This window comes from Ottowia beijingensis (genome assembly GCF_042680925.1).
Taxonomy (GTDB): Bacteria; Pseudomonadota; Gammaproteobacteria; order Burkholderiales; family Burkholderiaceae_C; genus Ottowia; species Ottowia beijingensis.
This window is the reverse complement of sequence record NZ_JBHUEP010000005.1, coordinates 103,464-119,982: the sequence shown is the minus strand read 5'-3', so window position 1 is coordinate 119,982 and position 16,519 is coordinate 103,464. Positions and strand designations below refer to the sequence as shown.

Sequence of the window (16,519 nt, the reverse complement as noted above, 5' to 3'; positions counted from 1 at the left end):
TTGGCTTCATTGCGCACCCACAAACACCGTCAACACCCCCGTATACCCATACAACTGATGCCGCGCGATCTCGCCGCCGGCGAAGAAGCCGACCAGGGGCACGTCGCCCAGCGCGTGGCGCACGGTTTGCAGCTCGGCGTTGGGGCCGCCGAAGTGCGCGCCGCCGCGGCCGGCGCAGCTGATGTAGATCGCGCCACGGATGCGGCGCGCGGGGTGGGGGGCTGATGCTTCGTGCGGCGCGGCCAGCGCGGCGGCCGTGGTTTGGGTGACTTCCTCGGGCTCCAGCTCTTCGCGGATTTCGGCGCAGATGCGCATCAGGTCGGCCCGCGCGGCTTGGCGGTCGCGCTGGCAGAAGGCGGCGCGCTGGCCGACCCGCGGGTGCTCGGCAATGGCCACGCCGCGCCGGCCGGGGTCGACGCCGATGATGTGGCGCACGAGCACGTCGGCGCCGAAGTTGCCAGTGCGCCTCACGCCCTGGTCGCCGGGGCTGGAGAGGCCCACCAGCGTGCGGCGCACCACGTCGAGCGCGGCGCGCGGCTCTTGCAGGCTGACCTGCAGGTCGTCGAGCATCAAATCGAGCGCCGGCTCGCCATCGAGCGTGAGCAGCACGTTGCCGTCGGCGGCGGTGACGGCGCGCTCGGGCGCGATGGGCTGCGCGCCCTGGGTGACGCGCGACACCAGCGCCACGCCCTCGCCGAAGGCCACGCCCGACAGCCCGCCGCTGAACACGCCGCCCGCCGCGCCCTGCCCCGGCGCGTTGCCCCGGCCGCTGGCGGCGAACTGCACCACGTCGCCGCGGCTGGCGGCCAGACCGCCGAACAGGTAGCCGGTGGTGGTGCGCTGGGCCATCTCGGCGATCAGCTCGGCCACGTCGGGCGTCTGCGCGTCGGCGTGGATGAGGGCGGTGTGGGGGGTGAAGCCGGTGCCGCTGCTGAGTGGCGCGACGCCGGAGAACACGCGGTACTGGTCCACCGGCAGCTCGCACAGCATCACGCTGAGGGCGGGTTCGTCGATGTATTCGGCGTTGTTGGCGCACACGCCGATGCCGACGGTGCCAGCCCAGTCGGCCACCTGGGGCAGCTCGGCCTGCAGGTGGTCGAGGATGGCGCGTGCTTCGGCTGCGTAGTGGTCGGTGATGTAGAGCAGGCCGAGCGTGGGCGCGCTGGCGTGGTCCGGCAGCGCCATCTGCGCGCGCAGTTGCGCCAGCACCAGCCCGCAGGCCATGGGCCATTGCGGGTGGGTGGCGTGGCCGGTGGGGAAGAGGGTCATGACAGGTCGATCGTCAACGGTTGCCGCGCGGCGTTGGGGGAGCGGGCTGGCCCGCGATGGGGCGGTGGTGCGAAAGGAGGCGCTGCATCGCGGCCAAGGCCGTTGCCATCGGGCGTGTGGGTGATGGGGGTTTCCGTGGGGCGAGTCACGCTGTCGGCCCTCACCCCTGCCCTCTCCCAGAGGGAGAGGGGGTTTTCTTTGCGATGGTCGGCGCCGTCATGATTGGCGAGCCATCGACCCAAGCGTGATACGGCGCACACAGCACGGCGCTGTGGGAGCGGGCTTGCCCGCGATGGGGCGGCCGTGCGGGTGGGTGCGCTGCATCGCGGGCAAGCCCGCTCCCACAATTCTGAGAGGTGATCGCGGCGGGGCAAGGCAGCGCGCGGTCAGCGCCCGAACTTGAAGGGCGGGGGCAGCGGCCAGCCGGCGGCGGCGGGCTTGGCGGGCGCGGGCTTGGCGGCGGGCTTCTTGCGTGCCGCGGTTTTCTTGGCGGCAGCTTTCTTGGCCGGGGCCTTGCGTGCGGCGGGGGCGCTGGCCTTCTTGGCGGCCTTCTTCGCCGGGCGCTTGGCGGCGGCTTTCTTTTGAGTGCCTTTTCGGGCTGTAGCGCCCGCCCCTTCTGCGCTGTCAGCCATTGAATTTGAAGCGCTCTGCGCCGTGGTGGCGGGGGGCGTGGCGTCGCGCATGGCATTGGCGGCGATCTGCTGGAACTGCTGCGTCAGCGCGCCCCACCACTGCATGGGGTCGGCCAGGCCGGCGGTGGCTGGCGCGGGCGCGGCGGCGGGCGGCGGGCGCTTGCGGGTGGGCGCGGTCTTGGGGGCGGGGGCCGGGGGTTCGGGCTCGGGCGTGGCCTCGGACTCCGGTTCGGGCTCGGCCATCGGCGCGGGGGCCGCGGCGGCCTGCGGCGCGGGCGCAGCGGTGAAGGGCCAGTGTTCGGCCGTGGCGGCGGCAGCGGCAGCCTGCGGTGCGGCGGCGCGCGTGCCCTGCGTGGGCAGGGTGAAGGCCTTGGCGACCTCGGCCATGCTGAGGTTCATGCCGGCCAGCGTGGCCAGGGTCATCTTCTGCACTTCGAGCGCCTGGATGGTGGCCTTGAGCGCGGTGCCGTTCTGCTCCAGCCAGAACAGCACGGCCTTCAGCTCCTGGATGCGCTTGTCGAGTTCGTCGGTGCTGACGGTGGGTGCCACCCAGTTGTGCAGCCCGCCCACCGGGCCGGCCGCGCCCTTGCCGCTGGCGGCCAGGTTCTGCAGAAAGTCGAAGCCGGGGATGAACTTGCCGAAGTCGAACGCGGAAGAGTCGCTCATGAGAAGGCTCCTGGGTTGGCCGGACGTGGCGCCAGCTTACCGCAAGCAGGCGACGCGCGATGCCTGGGCGGCGCAGCCCCCATGCGCACGGGCGGCGTGCCAGGCCACGGCCCGGCGCGCCGCCCGCCTGTGCTTCATGGCCTGCGCCCCGAGCGGGGCGCGTGGGTCAGCGCAGGCCGTCCAGGTAGCGCTGGATGAGCTGCGTGTACTGCTCGGGCGTCAGCGTAGTGCGCATGAACACCACGCAGCGCTCGCGCGCCTGCATGTGGTCCAGCTCGGCCTGCGACACCTGGCGCATCAGATCACCCGTGGGCTGGCCCGACAGCATGGCCGCGCGCAGCTGGCCGCGCAGCGCCAGGATGTTCTTCTGCCCGGCGATGCGCTTGGGCATGTTGGCCTCGCGGTAGGCGGTGATGGCCTTGATCTGCTCGGGCGTGAGCTTCAGGTCGGCCTCGTAGCGCATGGTCAGCGGCATCAGCTCGGCGATGGGCAGTGCCGCATCGCCCGGCACGGACTTGCCCAGGGCCGCGGCCGGCAGCGCTGGCACGGCAGCTGCGGCGGGCGCCGCGGATTTGGCCGGGGGCGCGGTCTGCGCGCAGCCGGCCAGCAGCAGGGCCGCGACCACGGCAGAAAGAGAAAGTGGGTGCATGGTTTTCATGGTGTTGAGCTCCGTCCGGGGGTTCATACGAACTCGCTTTCAAGAATGACAAATGACGAATGACTTCGCTGCGCTTCGATGACAAAGGGGTTGTTCGTCATCTGTCATGCGGCGGTAGCCGCGGTCATTTGTCATGGCTTGGAGGCATCAATGCTTGCCGTGCTGCATGGCCGCAGGGGCGGCGTTGCCGGCGCCCAGCGCGGTGACGGGGGCCTTCACCTCGTGCGTGAAGCGCTTCTTGCTGGCGATTTCCTCGAAGGTCAGCGTCACGGGCACGGTCTCGCCGCCCTTGATCTGCTGCTTCAGGTCCATCAGCATCACGTGGTAGCCGCCGGGCTTGAGGCTCATGGTGCGGCCCTTGGCGATCTCCAGCCCGCCGGGGATTTCGCGCATCTTCATCACGTCGCCCTCCATCACCATCTCGTGGATCTCGACCACGCCGGCCACGGGCGACTGGCCGGCGACGAGCTTGACGTCCTGCGCGGCGTCGATGTGCATGAACAGGCCGGTGGCCTTCTGCTGCGGCACGGTGGCGCGCACCCACGGGTCGGAGACGGTGACCTGCGCGTGCGCGGCGGCGGCCAGGGCGAGGGCGGCGAGGGTGAAAGCCATGCGTTTCATGATTGAACTCCTTGAAAAGAATCGAGCGAAGAAAGAGAAAGGGGAACGAGGTGCCGCGCCGCTTCAGTCGTGCGGCAGCAGCAGGGCGATGTCGTGCGCGTAGTCCTGCGCGGTCTGCTCGTGCCGCAGCGCCAGGCGCAGGCGGCCCTGCACATCGAAGATGTAGGACAGCGCGGTGTGGTCCATGGTGTAGCTGCTGCCGGTGGGCACCTGCTTGTAGTACACCTTGAACTCGGCGGCGGTCTGCTTCAGCCGTTCGGCATCGCCGCGCAGGGCGACGAAGCTGGGGTCGAAGGCGGCCATGTACTCGCGCAGGATCTCGGGCGTGTCGCGCTCAGGATCGACGGTGACGAAGATCACCTGCAGCTGGTCGCCGTCGGGGCCGAGCAGGCGCTTCGTTTCCACCGCGCGGGTCAGCGCGGTGGGGCACACGTCGGGGCACTGCACGAAGCCGAAGTACAGCAGCACCAGCTTGCCGCGGTAGTCGGCCAGCGTGCGCTCCTGGCCGTCCACGTCGGTCAGGCGGAAGTCGCGGCCGTAGGGGGCGCCGGTGATGTCGATGCCGCGAAAGCTGGGCTGCTGGCCGGTGGCCTGGCCCAGTTGGTCGCAGGCCGAGAGCGCCGCGCCGCCGAGTGCGGCCAGCGCCACACCCGAAAGGCGCGCCAGCGCGGTACGGCGCGGCGGGTTGAGAACCTTGGATGGGGGCATGCTGCCCTCCTGCAAATGCTGAATGAAATGAGGCGCCAGCGCTTGTTCATCAAGCGCGGACAGCTACAAAAACAATAGCGATCAGGAGGGCAGCGGTGGCGCGCGCGCCTGCCACGGCAGGGCCGCGGCCAGCGGCAGCGGGCGAAGATCGACGGTGGCCCAGGCCAGCGCCGGCACCTGCGGCGGCTGCGGCGCCACGAACGGCGCCGGCGGCGGGGCCGAGGCGACGAGGCACAGCGCGCAGTCGAGGTGGGCGCTACCCAGTTCCACCGCGCCGTCGTCAGTGTGCACCACGGCCTTGATCTGGCCGGCGGCGCCGCAGACGAGTTCGATGGTCTGCGGATTCACCAGCGGCGATGCCGCCGCCACACCCAGGGCAAGCGCGAACCACGCCAGCACGAGGCGGGCGAGGTAAGGGGCGCGGCGCAGGGCTTCCATCGGCGGTTGATTATGGGGCAGGCGGCGCGCGGTCGGTTGCGCGACATCAAGCGGACTGCGTGCGCGCTAAGCTGCGCGGCGCGCGATCGCCCTGGCGGCACGCAGGCCCCACACCCACCCTCATCATTTTTCGGAGACACCCATGCTCAAGCTCTGCGGCTTCTCGGCCAGCAACTACTACAACAAGGTCAAGCTCGCGCTGCTGGAAAAAGGCGTGCCCTTCGAGGAAGTGACGGCCTGGGTGGGCGAAACCGACCTGGCCGCCAGCCCGCTGGGCAAGGTGCCCTACGCCATCACCGACGAGGGGCCGATGAGCGAGTCGACCGTGATCCTCGAATACGTGGAAGACCGCTACCCCGAAAAGCCGCTGATGCCCGCCAGCCCCTACCAGGCCGCCAAGGTGCGCGAGCTGCTGCGCTACATCGAGCTGCACCTGGAGCTGGTGGCGCGCAACCTGTACCCCGAGGCCTTCTTCGGCGGCAAGGTGAGCGACGCGGCCAAGGAGAAGATTCGCCCGCAGCTGGAAAAGAACATCGCCGCCTTCGGCCAACTGGCCAAGTTCAGCCCCTACATCGCCGGCAGCGACTTCACCCTGGCCGACTGTGCCGCCGCCGTGCACCTGCCGCTGGTCAGCAGCGCCACCAGGATCATCTACGGCCAGGACCTGCTGGCCGACCTGCCGGCAAAGGACTACCTGAAGCGCCTGGGCGAGCGGCCCAGCGTGCAGCAGGTGAACGCCGATCGCAAGGCCAATACAGAGGCGCTGATGGCGCGGACGAAGGGCTGACCTTCATCCGATACAAGGGAGTATGTGTTGTCAGCGCCCGTCTATCGGGCGCTAGAGGCAGTCTATCATGGGAGTATCCATGATGCCACGCTTCAATACTTCGGCGCCCGCCGCTCGCGCAGGCTGGCCACGCCTTCCTGCACATCCGGCCCGGCGAAGCCCATGAATTCGAGCGCCAGCGAGGTGTCGAAACTCGGCCCCGCCTGGCGGTACCAGTTGTTGAGCGAGTACTTGGTCCAGCGGATGGCGGTGGTGCTGCCGGCGGCCAGCTTGTCGGCCACTTCGTAGGCTTTGTCGAGCAACTGGTCGTCTTCGACCGCCAGCGACACCAGGCCGATGCGCTCGGCCTCTTCGCCGGTCACGGTCTCGCACAGCATCAGGTAGTACTTGGCCTTGGCCATGCCGCACAGCAGCGGCCAGCAGATGGCGGCGTGGTCGCCCGCGGCCACGCCCAGGCGCGTGTGGCCGTCGACGATCTTCGCGCTCTTGGCCGCGATGGAGATGTCGGCCAGCAGGCCCGCCACCAACCCCGCACCCACGGCCGGGCCGTGCATGGCGCTGACGATCGGCTTGTCGCAGTTGATGACGTTGTAGACCAGGTCGCGCGCTTCCTTCCACACGCGCGTGCGCACTTCGAAGTCGGCCGCCATGTCCTGCACCAGCGCCAGGTCGCCCCCGCCCGAGAAGCCCATGCCCTCGCCGCGCAGCACCACGGCGCGCACGGTGTCGTCCTTGTCGATGTCGCGCCAGATTTCGGACAGTTCCCAGTGGCCGTCGTGCGCGGCGGTGGGCAGCTTGCCGTTCTTGGCCTTCATCTGCAGATCGAGCACGGCGTTGTTGGCACCGCGGCGGGTGATGTTGAACGTCTGATAGCGGCTGTAGTCGACGGCGGGTGCGGTCATGGAAGCGTCTCCTCGTGTGTCAAGATGATCTGATCGTAAGCCCTGCCACGCCCGCCATGCCCCTTGCCATCCTGCACCGCGACGGCGCGGTCAGCGTCGTCACGCTGAACCGCCCCGAGCGGCTGAACGCCATCGGCCTGCCGCTGCTGACCGACCTGCACGCCGCGCTGCAGGCGGCGCAGCAGGATGTCGACACGCGCGCCATCGTGCTCACCGGTGCCGGCCGCGCCTTCTGCGTCGGGGCCGACCTGAAGGACGGCGCCGGCGAAGGCACCGCCGCCGACCTGGGCGCGCGCATGGCCGATGCGTTCCAGCGCATCACCCGCGCCATCGTGGGCGGGCCCAAGCTGGTCGTCGGCGCGGTGCACGGCTATGCGGTGGGCGGCGGGCTGGAATGGCTGTTGAACTGCGACCTGGTGGTGGCGGCCGACGACCTCGTCGCCTTCTTCCCCGAGATGCAGCTGGGCCACTTCGTGACCGGCGGCGTGACGCACCTGCTGCCGCAGGCGCTGGGCCACCAGCGCACCATGGAACTGCTGGTGCTGGGCGAACGGTTGTCGGCCGAGCGCCTGCACGCGCTGGGCCTGGTGAACCGCGTGCTGCCGCGCGATGAGATGCTGGACACCGCGATGGCGCTGGCGCGCAGCGTGGCCGAGCGCTCGCCGCTGGCCACGGGCCTGCTCAAGCAGGCGCTCATCGGCGGTTCGGCCGCGCTGGCCGCGGCGCTGCAAGCCGAGCAGGCAGCGGCCACGCGCTGTTTCGACGATCCCGACACGGCGCAGCGCATTGCCGCCCTGTCGAAGCCAGGCGCCGCGTCATGAGCTACACGCTGCACCACTGCGTCGATGCGCGCTCGTTCCGCACGCTGTGGATGCTGGAGGAGCTGGGCCTTCGCTATGAGCTGCGCATGCTGCCGTTTCCGCCGCGCGCGCTGGCCAAGGATTACCTGGCGCTGAACCCGCTGGGCACCGTGCCGCTGCTGACGGCAGATGACGGCGTGCGCCTGACCGAATCGGCCGCCACCTGCCAGTACCTGGCCGCGCGCCACAGCCCCGGCGGGCTGGACGTGGCCGCGCACGAACCCGATCACGCCGCCTACCTGAACTGGCTGCACATGAGCGACGCCACGCTGACCTTTCCGCAGACGCTGGTGCTGCGCTACGCGCGCTTCGAGCCGCCCGAGCGCCAGCAACCACAGGTGGCGCACGACTACGCGCGCTGGTTCCTCGGCCGCCTGCGTGCGCTGGAGGCCGCGCTGGCCGATGGGCGCCCCCACCTGTGCGCCGGTCGCTTCACCGCCGCCGACGTGGCGGTGGGCTATGCGGTGATGCTGGCCAGCTTCATCGACCTGCCGCAGCCGCTGCCGGGCAGCGTGGCGGCCTACTGGCAGCAGCTGACGCAGCGCCCCGCCTATGCCCGCGCACAGGCGGCGCAGCACGCGGCGGCGCTGGCGCAGGGCGTGTCGCCCCGGCCCTCGCCGCTGGGCTGAGCCGCGCGCCCCAGCCGCGCTATCCTGCCGCCATGAAAGCCCTGTTCCACCTCGCCTACCACGTCACCGATCTCGACGCCGCGCGCGCCTTCTACGGCGGCGTGCTGGGCTGCCGCGAGGGGCGCAGCACCGACACCTGGGTCGATTTCGACTTCTTCGGCCACCAGATTTCGCTGCATCTCGGTGAGCCGTTCAAGACCACCGACACCGGCCATGTCGGCGAGCACCTGGTGCCGATGCCGCACCTGGGCCTGATCCTGCAGCGTGCCGACTGGCAGGCCATGGCCGACCGGCTGCAGGCGGCCGGCACGGCCTTCGTGATCGAGCCGCAGCTGCGCTTTGCCGGCCAGCCGGGCGAGCAGTGGACGATGTTCTTCCGCGACCCGTTCGGCAACCCGATCGAGATCAAGGGCTTCGAAGATCTGGCCTCGGTCTACGCCGCCTGAGCCCTGTGGGAGCGGGCTTGCCCGCGACAGGACGCCTCACCCCCAGTTGACGCCGCATCGCGGGCAAGCCCGCTCCCACAGGCGCAGTGGCAGGCCGCGGCCGCACAATGGCCGCTGCCAGCCCGGTCGCCGGCTCTTGAACCATGATCACCACCTTCGGCTCCGCCACCATCCTGCTGCTGCTCATCACCGACCCGCTGGGCAACATCCCCATCTTCGCCAACGCGCTGAAGCCGGTGCCGGTGCAGCGGCGCTGGCGCGTGATCCTGCGCGAGGTGCTCATCGCCTTTGCACTGCTGCTGGCCTTCATGTTCCTGGGCGACGGCTTTCTGCGCCTGATGAACCTGTCGCCGCTGTCGCTGCAGATGGCGGGCGGCGTGGTGCTGTTCCTGATCGCGCTGCGCATGGTGTTTCCGCCGCCGCCATTGCCGGCCGACGCGCCGGTGAGCGAACCGCTGATCGTGCCGCTGGCCGTGCCCGCGCTGGCCGGGCCTTCGGCGCTGGCCACGGTGATGCTGCTGGTCAGCCAGGCACCCGAGCGCCGCTGGGAATGGGTGGCGGCGCTCTGCGTGACCATGGCCGTGTGCGCCGTGGTGCTGCTGCTGGCCGAGCGCCTGCAGCGCGTGGTGGGCCTGCGCGTGCTGCTGGCCTTCGAGCGGCTGATGGGCCTGATCCTGGTGGCGCTGTCGGTCGAGATGCTGCTGCGCGCGGTGCGCGAGCTGGCGCGGCAACTGGCCTCGGCCTGAGCCTTCACCGCGCCGGCCGCGCGTGGAACACCAGCACCAGCCCCGCCACCACCAGCCCCAGGCCCAGCAGCGCCAGCGGCGCCATGCGGTTGCCCAGCAGCCACCAGTCGAGCAGCGCCGTGCCGCCCGGCACCAGGTAGAACAGGCTGGTGACGTTGACCAGGTTGCCGGCGCGCAGCAGGCGGTACAGCAGCACCGTGGCGCCGACCGAGATCACCGCGCCCAGCCACAGCACCGACAGCGCGAGCATCGGGTGCGGATCGAAGCGCGGCGCCTGCGTGGGCAGCAGCGCCACGCACAGCGCCAGCGCCACGGCGCACTGCAGCGGCAGCACGCGCGTGGGCGGCTGGGCGATGCGCTTCTGCGCCATGGTGCCGAGCGTGATGCAGCCCAGCGCCGCCAGCGCCCAGGCCACGCCGGCCACCGACACGCGGGCGCGCAGCAGGCTGTCGAGCACCACCAGCACCAGGCCGATCAGCGCCAAGGCGAGCCCCAGCCAGCGCAGCGCGGGCGCGCGCCGCTCCTGAAGCAATAGCGTGGCGATCGGCTGCACGCCCAGGATGGTGGCCAGCGCACCGGGCGTCAGGCCCTGGTCCAGCGCCAGGAAGTAGGTACATGAGTAGCCGCCAACCAGCAGCAGGCCGGTGCCCGCCACCTGCGCGCGCGTGCCCGGCGCGGGCAGCCACGCGCGCTCGCGCCAGCCGAGCAGCGACAGAAACGCCAGCGCCACGCCGAAGCGCAGCGCCAGCAGGACGAAGGGCGAGGCGTGGTCCAGGCCCCAGCGGGAGAAGATGGCGCCGCTGCTCCACAGCAGCACGAACAGCGCCGTCGGCCATGCGTTCATGAGAGATCACCTTGGAGGCTATCCGCCTCTGAAAAACCCGAAGAAAAGCACCGCGCGCAGCAGCGCAGTGCCGACCGTGAAAGGATCGGGCGAAGGACGTCAGCCGTTCGCCCGTGCGCCCGGCGGAGGGGCGGCCACGGCAGGCGGGCTCAGGTGATGGAAGGACATGCGCCGCATCATCAAAGCGCCGCGCCAGCGCGTCGATAACCCCTGCCGACGCAGCCTGCCGGCCGCGCACTACGATGGTTCCTCACCCACACAGGAGACAAGCCATGGACGACCACATCTACAAGCACATCCACCTCACCGGCTCATCGACCGAAAGCATGGAGCAGGCCGTTCGCGCCGCGCTGGCCAAGGCCAAGGATTCGGTGCGCAACATCAACTGGTTCAAGGTGATCGAGACGCGCGGCCACGTGGTCGACGGCGAGGTCGGCCACTGGCAAGTGACGATCGAGGTGGGGTTCAGGCTCGACTGAGTCGACGCCTACCAAAAAGCTATTTTTTATATAGCTGCTCGCGCTTGGTGGACGGGCGCTAGCGCCCGAATTGACTCACATTCTGCTCGATGGCGCCGAACACCGATTCGCCGTCCTTGCCCTTCATCTCGATGCGCACGGTGTCGCCGAAGCGCATGTAGTCGGTCTTGGGCGCGCCGTCCTGGATCGTCTCCATGGCGCGCTTTTCGGCGATGCAGCCGTAGCCCTTGGGCCATTCGCGGCGGCCATCCTTCTCGACGCCCGGGTTGCTGACGGTGCCGCTGCCGATGATGCTGCCGGCGCGCAGGCGCCGCGTGCGCGCGGCGTGGGCGATGAGCTGGCCGAAGTGAAAGCGCATGTCGGGCCCGGCATCGCAGCGGCCGACCTTGCGGCCGTTCCAGTCGATCTGCATCGTCAGGTGCACGCGGCCCTCGATCCAGGCCTCGCCCAGCTCGTCGGGCGTGACGGCCACGGGCCCGAACGCGGTGGACGGCTTGCCGTGGAAGAAGCCGAAGCCCTTGGCGAGTTCGTCCGGGATCAGGTGGCGCAGGCTGACGTCGTTGACCAGCATGAGAAGGCGGATGGCGTCCAGCCCCTGCTCGGGTGTGGCGGCCATGGGCACGTCGCCGGTGATCACGGCCAGTTCGGCCTCGAAGTCGATGCCGAAGTCCTCGCTGGCGACGCGGATGGCGTCGTGCGCACCCAGGAAATCGTCGCTTCCCCCCTGGTACATCAGCGGATCGGTGAAGTAGCTCTCGGGCAACTCGGCACCGCGCGCGGCGCGCACCAGCTCGACGTGGTTCAGGTAGGCCGAGCCATCGGCCCACTGGTAGGCGCGCGGCAGCGGCGCCATGCACAGCGTGGGGTCGAACGGGAAGGCGTGGCGCGCCTTGCCGTGATTCAGTGTGTCGTACAGGTCCTGCAGCTGGGGCGAGATGAAGTTCCAGTCGTCCAGCGCCTGCTGCAGGCGGTTGGCGATGCCGGTCGCATAATGGGCCGTCGTCAGGTCGCGCGAGACGACCACCAGTTGCCCGTCGCGCGAGCCGTCTTTGTAGGTTGCCAGTTTCATGGATGCAGAGGCTGAGATTCGTTGCGCTGGCCCGCGCGGGGAGCGGGCCATTCTAGGCCAGCGCCCCCGGCGCGCCGTGCCATGAGCCGGCGCCCGCCCGCCTGGCGCCGACCGCCGCTGATGCTGGTCGGTGCGGTGGCACTGGGGCATGCGCTGCTGCTGCGCCCAACACCACCCCCAACGTTTGCGCCGGCCGTGGCCCAGGCCGCAAAACCCGCGCCGGTGCTGGTGCGCACGGTGCACGCACCCCCGGCGACAGCCCCGGCGCCCGCGCTGGTCGAAGCCACTGCACCGCCGCCGGTGGTCGTTCCACCGAAAGCCGTTCGCCCGGTGCGTGCCCTGAAGCCGGCGCCGCGCCCGACCACCACGCCGCGCGCGGCCCAGACCGTGGCGGCAGCGCAGACCGCCCCGCCCAGCCCCGCGGCCGATGAACTGCCCGCCACGCCCACGCTGGTCGCGGCGGCCGAGGCACCAGCGCGCACCGCCAGCGCCGCACCACCTGCGTCCGCGCCCAGCCCCAGCGCCCCCGCACAGTTGCCGCCTTCGGCCACGCTGGATTACCAGGTGAGCGGCACCGCGCGCGGCATCGCCTTCCAGGCCGAAGCCCAGCTTGTCTGGCAGCGCAGCGCCAGCCGCTACCAGGCCGAATGGACAGTGCGCATGCCCCTGCTGGGCCAGCGCACGCAGCGCAGCGAAGGCGCGGTGAGCGACGCCGGCCTGGCGCCCGAGCGCTATGCCGAGCGCGCCCGCAGCGAGCGCGCCGCGCATTTCGACCCGGCCGGCGGGCGCATCCGCTTTTCGGCCAACACGCCCGACGCCGCCTGGCAGGCCGGCGCGCAGGACCGGCTGAGCGTGTCGCTGCAACTCGGCGGCCTGCTGGCTGCGGCGCCCAAACGCTACCCGCCCGGCAGCAGCATCACGCTGCACACAGCCGGCGTGCGCGATGCCGAACCCTGGACCTGGGACGTGCAGGCCGACGAGACCCTGCACATCGACGGCCACGCGCTGCCCACCGCGCGGCTGGTGCGCCACCCGCGCAAGGACTACGACACCCGCGTGGAACTGTGGCTGGCGCGCACGCTCGATTACCTGCCGGCGCGCCTGCGCATCACGCAGGCCAACGGCGATGTGGCCGATCAGCAACTGAAATCGCTGCCCGAAGGGCGCTGAGGCAGGCTGCAACGCCCCGGAAACGGGCTTTTTGCACGTCAGCCTCAGGCTGACGGGTTGTCAGGGACAACACGTACACCTTGAAAGCCCCCCATGCGTTCTCATATACAGGGTGGAACCAATTTCTTACCCCCCCTGAAAGGCTCAATGCACTGATGAATACGCTCTACGACTCCGACACCTTCGCGGTGGTCCACCTGCTGCCGGATTCCCATGTGGGGACCGACATGGCAGAAGGCCAGCCCGTGCTGGCGCGCCACGGATTCGAGATCGTGGACAAGCGCTCGGGCAAAGAGGTCTACCTGGACGGCCTGTGGGCCGAACTGTTCCAGCAGCGCATCGCCGCCTGGCAAGAGAACACGCCCACCCAGGAAGAAGTGGAAGACACGCTGGAAGGCTACGCCGAACTGGCACAGAACCCGGTGGTGGTGCACTGACCCCGCCCTGCACCCGACGAAAAAGGCCCGCGCTGCACGCCGGGCCTTTTCTTTTTGCTTCTTTATTGATAGCTGCTGGCGCAGATGGGACGGGCGCTCAAGCCCGATTCGGCACTGAATCCAGCCGCCGTTCCCAGCACCGGAACACCGGCTCGGCCAGCAGCAGCACCGCCACCAGCCGGCAGACCTGAAACGCCGTCACCACCGGCACGCCCAGCTGCAGCACCTTGGCGGTGATCGCCATCTCGGTGATGCCGCCGGGCGAGGTGGCCAGCATCAGCGTGACCGGGTGGATGCCGGTGGCCCAGGCCAGCGCCCATGCGAACAGCGCGCAGGCCACGATCATGCCCACGGTGCCCAGCGCCGCCGCCCCCAGCCAGCGCGGCGCCGCGCGCAGGAACTGGCGCGAAAAGCGCACGCCCAGACTGATGCCGATGACCAGCTGCGCCGCGTTGGTCAGCGCCGTCGGCACGGCCGACAGGTGCAGCCCCGCCATCGTCGGCGCCATGGCGGCCAGCAGCGCGCCGATGAACCACGGGTTGGCGCGCCCCGTCAGGCGCATCGCCATGGCGCCCAGGCCGGTGACCAGCAGCAGCCACAGCAGGCCAGGCCATTCGGCCGCGCGCGCCGTGGGCGGGGTCATGTCCAGCGCCTGCAGGCCCCAGTGCTGCTTGGCCCACTGCATGGCAAAAGGAATGCTGAGCACCACCACCGCCATGCGCACGCTGTGCGCGGCGGCCACCAGATCGGTGCGGGCGCCGGCGCGCTCGGCCAGCAGCGTCATCTCCGACGCACCGCCGATGGCGCCGGCGAAGTAAGTGGTCGCCCGCCGCTCGGCCGGCGCCAGATGGGCCAGCTGGCCGCGCAGCGCCCGGTCCAGCCAGGTGCCGAAACCCAGCCCCAGCGCCAGCGCCCAGGCCACGCCCAGCGCCACGGCCCACCACAGGCTGGCCACCAGCCGCGTCACCTCTGGCGTGAAATACAGGCCCAGCGCAGCGCCGATGGTCCACTGACCGGCATTGCGCAAGGCGTTGGCGCTGTAGGTGGGCAGGCCGGCCATGCTGGCCCCGGCGGTGGCCAGCAGCGGGCCGATCATCCACGGGATGGGCGTGCCCAGCGCGACGCACGCCCGCGCGGCCAGCCAGGCCAGCAGCAGCGTCAGCGCGGTGCGCCACAACAGGTGAACGGAAGCGGAAACTGCGGGCATGGGGCGTTGGGCGAGCGCGTAGTATGGCGCGATGCGCCGCCCCCTTTTGCCCGCCGCCGCACTGAGCCTGGCCCTGCTGGGCGCGGCCGGCTGTGCCACGCCCGCCCCGCTGGGCGCCGACGGGCAGGCGCGCCTGGCCACCCTGCTGCCGGCCGATGTGCTGCTGCTGGGCGAGCAGCACGACGCGCCCGCGCACCAGCAGTTGCAGCGCCAGACGGTGCAATGGCTGGCCGCGCGCGGCGCACTGGCCGCGCTGGCGCTGGAGATGGCCGAGCAGGGCCGCAGCACCGCCGGCCTGCCGCGCCACGCCAGCGAGTCGCAGGTGCAGCGCGCCCTGGCCTGGCGCGATGCCGGCTGGCCGTGGCAGACCTACCGCCCGGTGGTGATGGCCGCGGTACGCGCCGGCGTGCCGGTGCTGGGCGCCAACCTGCCCGCCGCGCGCCAGCGCGAGGCGATGCGCGACGCCGCGCTGGACGCCCGCCTGCCGCCCGCCGCGCTGGCCGAGCAGCAGCAGCGCATGCGCGACGGCCACTGCGGCCTGCTGCCCGAATCGCAGATCGGGCCCATGACGCGGGTGCAGATCGCGCGCGACATCGCCATGGCCGACACCGTGCGCGCCGCGCGGCAACCCGGCCGCACGGTACTGCTGGTGGCCGGCAACGGGCACGTGCACCGCGCGCTGGGCGTGCCGCTGCACCTGCCGCCGGATTTGACGACCAAAGTGCTGTCAGCGCAGTCTGGGCAAGCGCAGGCAGCTATTGATTCAGAAGTAACCGACACCCTGCCGGCACACACCAGCGGCGCCGACCTGCTGTGGCCCACGCCGCCCGTGCCGCCGCGCGACTACTGCGCCGAACTCAGGCGCGCCACGCGCCAGCCCTGAGGGCCTGTCTGCGATCTCGCCACGGGCCGTGCGGGCGCGGGCCATCGATGTGCAGGCAGGGCGGCGCCACCGTCCATGCTGTGGGAGCGGCCTTGGCCGCGATGAGGCGCTGCCTGGGGTGGGTGCGCTGCATCGCGGGCAAGCCCGCTCCCACAAAGCACGCTGCAATCGAAGTCGGCGCCGCGCCGACGAGTTGGCCAGGGAGAACAAATACTCCCCCATATACACTTCGCTAGCGCCCGAATAAAGGGCGCTGGACACGCATACTCCCCATAACGCCAACAGCGGACGGGCCCGCAGCACGAAACCCATCGCCCGGTCGGCGGGTAGCCGTGAACGGCAACCTGGGGCCAGTCTATTGATGACTCCGCGTCATGCATGACACGCTGGCGGCCCTCACGCCAGCCCCCGGATCAATTCCGGGGCAGGCGCTCTCCCGGAGGGAGAGGGGGCTTTCCTTGGCGCGGCACGCGCTGTCATGCTCTTGAAAAACGTCAACAGGCTCAGTACCGGCGCGGGTCGTTCGGCCGGCGGTCGTAGCGGTTGGGCACGCCGTCGCGGTCACGGTCCGCGCCCGGGCGCGCACCGGGGCGGCCTCGGTGGTCCTGGTAGCCGCGCGGGCCGCGGTTGTCCCAATGGCGCGGGCCGGGGCTGACCACGCGCACCGGGCGGGCATCCCAGCGCGGCGGCTGGTAGACCCAGCGGTTGCCTTGGGCGCGCCAGGCGGCCGGCACGTAGGCATGGCCCGGCCGCGCCTGCAGCCAGTGGCCGCGGCGCCAGATGTAGTTGTTATGCGCCCACTCGTAATGCCCCGGTGCCCACACCCAACCGGGGCGCGGGGCGGGCACCACCTCGTAGCGCGGCGGGGGCGGGGGCGTGCCGATCTGCACGTTGATGTAAGCCTGCGCCTGCGCGGCCGTGGGCAGCGCCAGACCAGCGAGGCCGCCGGCCGCCACGGTGGCGGCCAGCAGCAGGGATTTGATCGAGACGGCTTTCATGGATCGCTTCCTTTCGTCATGAATGGCGATGCGTCCATGGTGGCCCGCGCATGTCAAGCGCGTGCAAAGC

General features: G+C 70.7%; 20 protein-coding genes. 9 read left to right on the top strand and 11 right to left on the bottom strand.

All coding sequences use genetic code 11. The features are described 5' to 3' along the window. Positions 1 to 6: 6 nt before the first annotated feature. The 6 genes from ACFSCU_RS03965 to ACFSCU_RS03940 form a co-directional block, all read right to left on the bottom strand. Positions 7 to 1,269: an FIST signal transduction protein gene (locus tag ACFSCU_RS03965; RefSeq protein WP_377559957.1), complete on the bottom strand. Its 1,263-nt coding sequence runs from the start codon at positions 1,267 to 1,269 to the stop codon at positions 7 to 9. 386 nt (positions 1,270 to 1,655) lie between these two features. Continuing rightward, a complete protein-coding gene (locus ACFSCU_RS03960; protein WP_377559956.1) occupies positions 1,656 to 2,567 on the bottom strand; it encodes a PhaM family polyhydroxyalkanoate granule multifunctional regulatory protein in 912 nt (303 codons plus the stop codon). A 166-nt stretch (positions 2,568 to 2,733) separates the two neighbouring features. Next, the gene (locus ACFSCU_RS03955) at positions 2,734 to 3,225 is read right to left on the bottom strand and encodes a Spy/CpxP family protein refolding chaperone (protein WP_180550627.1); all 492 of its coding nucleotides are present in this window, start codon (positions 3,223 to 3,225) and stop codon (positions 2,734 to 2,736) included. A gap of 147 nt (positions 3,226 to 3,372) precedes the next feature. After that, complete coding sequence (locus ACFSCU_RS03950) at positions 3,373 to 3,846, bottom strand: copper chaperone PCu(A)C (RefSeq protein ID WP_180550626.1); 474 nt, start codon at positions 3,844 to 3,846, stop codon at positions 3,373 to 3,375. A gap of 63 nt (positions 3,847 to 3,909) precedes the next feature. Then, positions 3,910 to 4,554 carry an SCO family protein gene (locus ACFSCU_RS03945; protein WP_180550625.1) on the bottom strand — a complete coding sequence of 215 codons (645 nt, stop codon included), beginning with the start codon at positions 4,552 to 4,554 and terminating at the stop codon, positions 3,910 to 3,912. Between the two features lie 81 nt (positions 4,555 to 4,635). Then, positions 4,636 to 4,992 carry a hypothetical protein gene (locus ACFSCU_RS03940; protein ID WP_180550624.1) on the bottom strand — a complete coding sequence of 119 codons (357 nt, stop codon included), beginning with the start codon at positions 4,990 to 4,992 and terminating at the stop codon, positions 4,636 to 4,638. A gap of 142 nt (positions 4,993 to 5,134) precedes the next feature. On the opposite strand from ACFSCU_RS03940, the gene ACFSCU_RS03935 reads away from it, so the two are divergent. Next, entirely contained in the window at positions 5,135 to 5,779 is a 645-nt protein-coding gene (locus ACFSCU_RS03935; protein WP_180550623.1) for a glutathione S-transferase, read from the top strand. Positions 5,780 to 5,871: 92 nt separating this feature from the next. Here ACFSCU_RS03935 and ACFSCU_RS03930 read toward each other — a convergent pair whose 3' ends face one another. Continuing rightward, positions 5,872 to 6,681 (bottom strand): enoyl-CoA hydratase/isomerase family protein, encoded by an 810-nt coding sequence (locus tag ACFSCU_RS03930; protein ID WP_377559955.1) that lies wholly within the window; start codon positions 6,679 to 6,681, stop codon positions 5,872 to 5,874. 56 nt (positions 6,682 to 6,737) lie between these two features. Here ACFSCU_RS03930 and ACFSCU_RS03925 point away from each other — a divergent pair, with 56 nt between their 5' ends. The 4 genes from ACFSCU_RS03925 to ACFSCU_RS03910 all read left to right on the top strand — a co-directional run bounded on the left by ACFSCU_RS03925 (position 6,738) and on the right by ACFSCU_RS03910 (position 9,362). After that, positions 6,738 to 7,502 (top strand): enoyl-CoA hydratase/isomerase family protein, encoded by a 765-nt coding sequence (locus tag ACFSCU_RS03925; RefSeq protein ID WP_180550622.1) that lies wholly within the window; start codon positions 6,738 to 6,740, stop codon positions 7,500 to 7,502. Continuing rightward, positions 7,499 to 8,170 (top strand): glutathione S-transferase family protein, encoded by a 672-nt coding sequence (locus ACFSCU_RS03920; RefSeq protein ID WP_180550621.1) that lies wholly within the window; start codon positions 7,499 to 7,501, stop codon positions 8,168 to 8,170. The genes ACFSCU_RS03925 and ACFSCU_RS03920 overlap by 4 nt, the downstream gene beginning before the upstream one ends. Before the next feature lie 32 nt (positions 8,171 to 8,202). After that, entirely contained in the window at positions 8,203 to 8,616 is a 414-nt protein-coding gene (locus tag ACFSCU_RS03915; RefSeq protein ID WP_180550620.1) for a VOC family protein, read from the top strand. 143 nt (positions 8,617 to 8,759) lie between these two features. After that, positions 8,760 to 9,362, top strand: a complete 603-nt coding sequence (locus ACFSCU_RS03910; protein WP_180550619.1) for a MarC family protein — start codon at positions 8,760 to 8,762, stop codon at positions 9,360 to 9,362. A 4-nt stretch (positions 9,363 to 9,366) separates the two neighbouring features. Here the strand turns inward: ACFSCU_RS03910 and ACFSCU_RS03905 are convergent, their stop codons facing one another. Next, complete coding sequence (locus ACFSCU_RS03905) at positions 9,367 to 10,206, bottom strand: DMT family transporter (RefSeq protein ID WP_180550618.1); 840 nt, start codon at positions 10,204 to 10,206, stop codon at positions 9,367 to 9,369. A gap of 272 nt (positions 10,207 to 10,478) precedes the next feature. Here ACFSCU_RS03905 and ACFSCU_RS03900 point away from each other — a divergent pair, with 272 nt between their 5' ends. Beyond that, on the top strand, positions 10,479 to 10,685 hold the full coding sequence (locus tag ACFSCU_RS03900) for a dodecin (protein WP_180550617.1): 207 nt from the start codon (positions 10,479 to 10,481) through the stop codon (positions 10,683 to 10,685). A 58-nt stretch (positions 10,686 to 10,743) separates the two neighbouring features. On the opposite strand, the gene ACFSCU_RS03895 is transcribed toward ACFSCU_RS03900, so the two are convergent. After that, complete coding sequence (locus ACFSCU_RS03895) at positions 10,744 to 11,754, bottom strand: fumarylacetoacetate hydrolase family protein (protein WP_377559953.1); 1,011 nt, start codon at positions 11,752 to 11,754, stop codon at positions 10,744 to 10,746. Positions 11,755 to 11,835: 81 nt separating this feature from the next. Here ACFSCU_RS03895 and ACFSCU_RS03890 point away from each other — a divergent pair, with 81 nt between their 5' ends. Both ACFSCU_RS03890 and ACFSCU_RS03885 read left to right on the top strand, forming a co-directional pair. Continuing rightward, positions 11,836 to 12,924 carry a DUF3108 domain-containing protein gene (locus tag ACFSCU_RS03890; RefSeq protein WP_180550616.1) on the top strand — a complete coding sequence of 363 codons (1,089 nt, stop codon included), beginning with the start codon at positions 11,836 to 11,838 and terminating at the stop codon, positions 12,922 to 12,924. A 155-nt stretch (positions 12,925 to 13,079) separates the two neighbouring features. Next, entirely contained in the window at positions 13,080 to 13,361 is a 282-nt protein-coding gene (locus ACFSCU_RS03885) for a BTH_I0359 family protein (protein ID WP_180550615.1), read from the top strand. Positions 13,362 to 13,458: 97 nt separating this feature from the next. Here ACFSCU_RS03885 and ACFSCU_RS03880 read toward each other — a convergent pair whose 3' ends face one another. Beyond that, a complete protein-coding gene (locus ACFSCU_RS03880; protein ID WP_180550614.1) occupies positions 13,459 to 14,568 on the bottom strand; it encodes an AbrB family transcriptional regulator in 1,110 nt (369 codons plus the stop codon). A 31-nt stretch (positions 14,569 to 14,599) separates the two neighbouring features. On the opposite strand from ACFSCU_RS03880, the gene ACFSCU_RS03875 reads away from it, so the two are divergent. Then, complete coding sequence (locus tag ACFSCU_RS03875; protein WP_377559952.1) at positions 14,600 to 15,451, top strand: ChaN family lipoprotein; 852 nt, start codon at positions 14,600 to 14,602, stop codon at positions 15,449 to 15,451. A gap of 503 nt (positions 15,452 to 15,954) precedes the next feature. On the opposite strand, the gene ACFSCU_RS03870 is transcribed toward ACFSCU_RS03875, so the two are convergent. Continuing rightward, positions 15,955 to 16,449: a hypothetical protein gene (locus tag ACFSCU_RS03870; protein ID WP_257645767.1), complete on the bottom strand. Its 495-nt coding sequence runs from the start codon at positions 16,447 to 16,449 to the stop codon at positions 15,955 to 15,957. Positions 16,450 to 16,519: the final 70 nt, after the last annotated feature.

Coding starts and splice junctions, on each gene's coding strand:
- ACFSCU_RS03935 (WP_180550623.1), top strand. CDS start 5,135: ATGCTCAAGCTCTGCGGCTTCTCGGCCAGCAACTACTACAACAAGGTC.
- ACFSCU_RS03880 (WP_180550614.1), bottom strand. CDS start 14,568: ATGCCCGCAGTTTCCGCTTCCGTTCACCTGTTGTGGCGCACCGCGCTG.
- ACFSCU_RS03890 (WP_180550616.1), top strand. CDS start 11,836: ATGAGCCGGCGCCCGCCCGCCTGGCGCCGACCGCCGCTGATGCTGGTC.
- ACFSCU_RS03875 (WP_377559952.1), top strand. CDS start 14,600: ATGCGCCGCCCCCTTTTGCCCGCCGCCGCACTGAGCCTGGCCCTGCTG.
- ACFSCU_RS03930 (WP_377559955.1), bottom strand. CDS start 6,681: ATGACCGCACCCGCCGTCGACTACAGCCGCTATCAGACGTTCAACATC.
- ACFSCU_RS03955 (WP_180550627.1), bottom strand. CDS start 3,225: ATGAAAACCATGCACCCACTTTCTCTTTCTGCCGTGGTCGCGGCCCTG.
- ACFSCU_RS03950 (WP_180550626.1), bottom strand. CDS start 3,846: ATGAAACGCATGGCTTTCACCCTCGCCGCCCTCGCCCTGGCCGCCGCC.
- ACFSCU_RS03965 (WP_377559957.1), bottom strand. CDS start 1,269: ATGACCCTCTTCCCCACCGGCCACGCCACCCACCCGCAATGGCCCATG.
- ACFSCU_RS03915 (WP_180550620.1), top strand. CDS start 8,203: ATGAAAGCCCTGTTCCACCTCGCCTACCACGTCACCGATCTCGACGCC.
- ACFSCU_RS03900 (WP_180550617.1), top strand. CDS start 10,479: ATGGACGACCACATCTACAAGCACATCCACCTCACCGGCTCATCGACC.
- ACFSCU_RS03940 (WP_180550624.1), bottom strand. CDS start 4,992: ATGGAAGCCCTGCGCCGCGCCCCTTACCTCGCCCGCCTCGTGCTGGCG.
- ACFSCU_RS03885 (WP_180550615.1), top strand. CDS start 13,080: ATGAATACGCTCTACGACTCCGACACCTTCGCGGTGGTCCACCTGCTG.
- ACFSCU_RS03945 (WP_180550625.1), bottom strand. CDS start 4,554: ATGCCCCCATCCAAGGTTCTCAACCCGCCGCGCCGTACCGCGCTGGCG.
- ACFSCU_RS03870 (WP_257645767.1), bottom strand. CDS start 16,449: ATGAAAGCCGTCTCGATCAAATCCCTGCTGCTGGCCGCCACCGTGGCG.
- ACFSCU_RS03905 (WP_180550618.1), bottom strand. CDS start 10,206: ATGAACGCATGGCCGACGGCGCTGTTCGTGCTGCTGTGGAGCAGCGGC.
- ACFSCU_RS03960 (WP_377559956.1), bottom strand. CDS start 2,567: ATGAGCGACTCTTCCGCGTTCGACTTCGGCAAGTTCATCCCCGGCTTC.
- ACFSCU_RS03925 (WP_180550622.1), top strand. CDS start 6,738: ATGCCCCTTGCCATCCTGCACCGCGACGGCGCGGTCAGCGTCGTCACG.
- ACFSCU_RS03910 (WP_180550619.1), top strand. CDS start 8,760: ATGATCACCACCTTCGGCTCCGCCACCATCCTGCTGCTGCTCATCACC.
- ACFSCU_RS03920 (WP_180550621.1), top strand. CDS start 7,499: ATGAGCTACACGCTGCACCACTGCGTCGATGCGCGCTCGTTCCGCACG.
- ACFSCU_RS03895 (WP_377559953.1), bottom strand. CDS start 11,754: ATGAAACTGGCAACCTACAAAGACGGCTCGCGCGACGGGCAACTGGTG.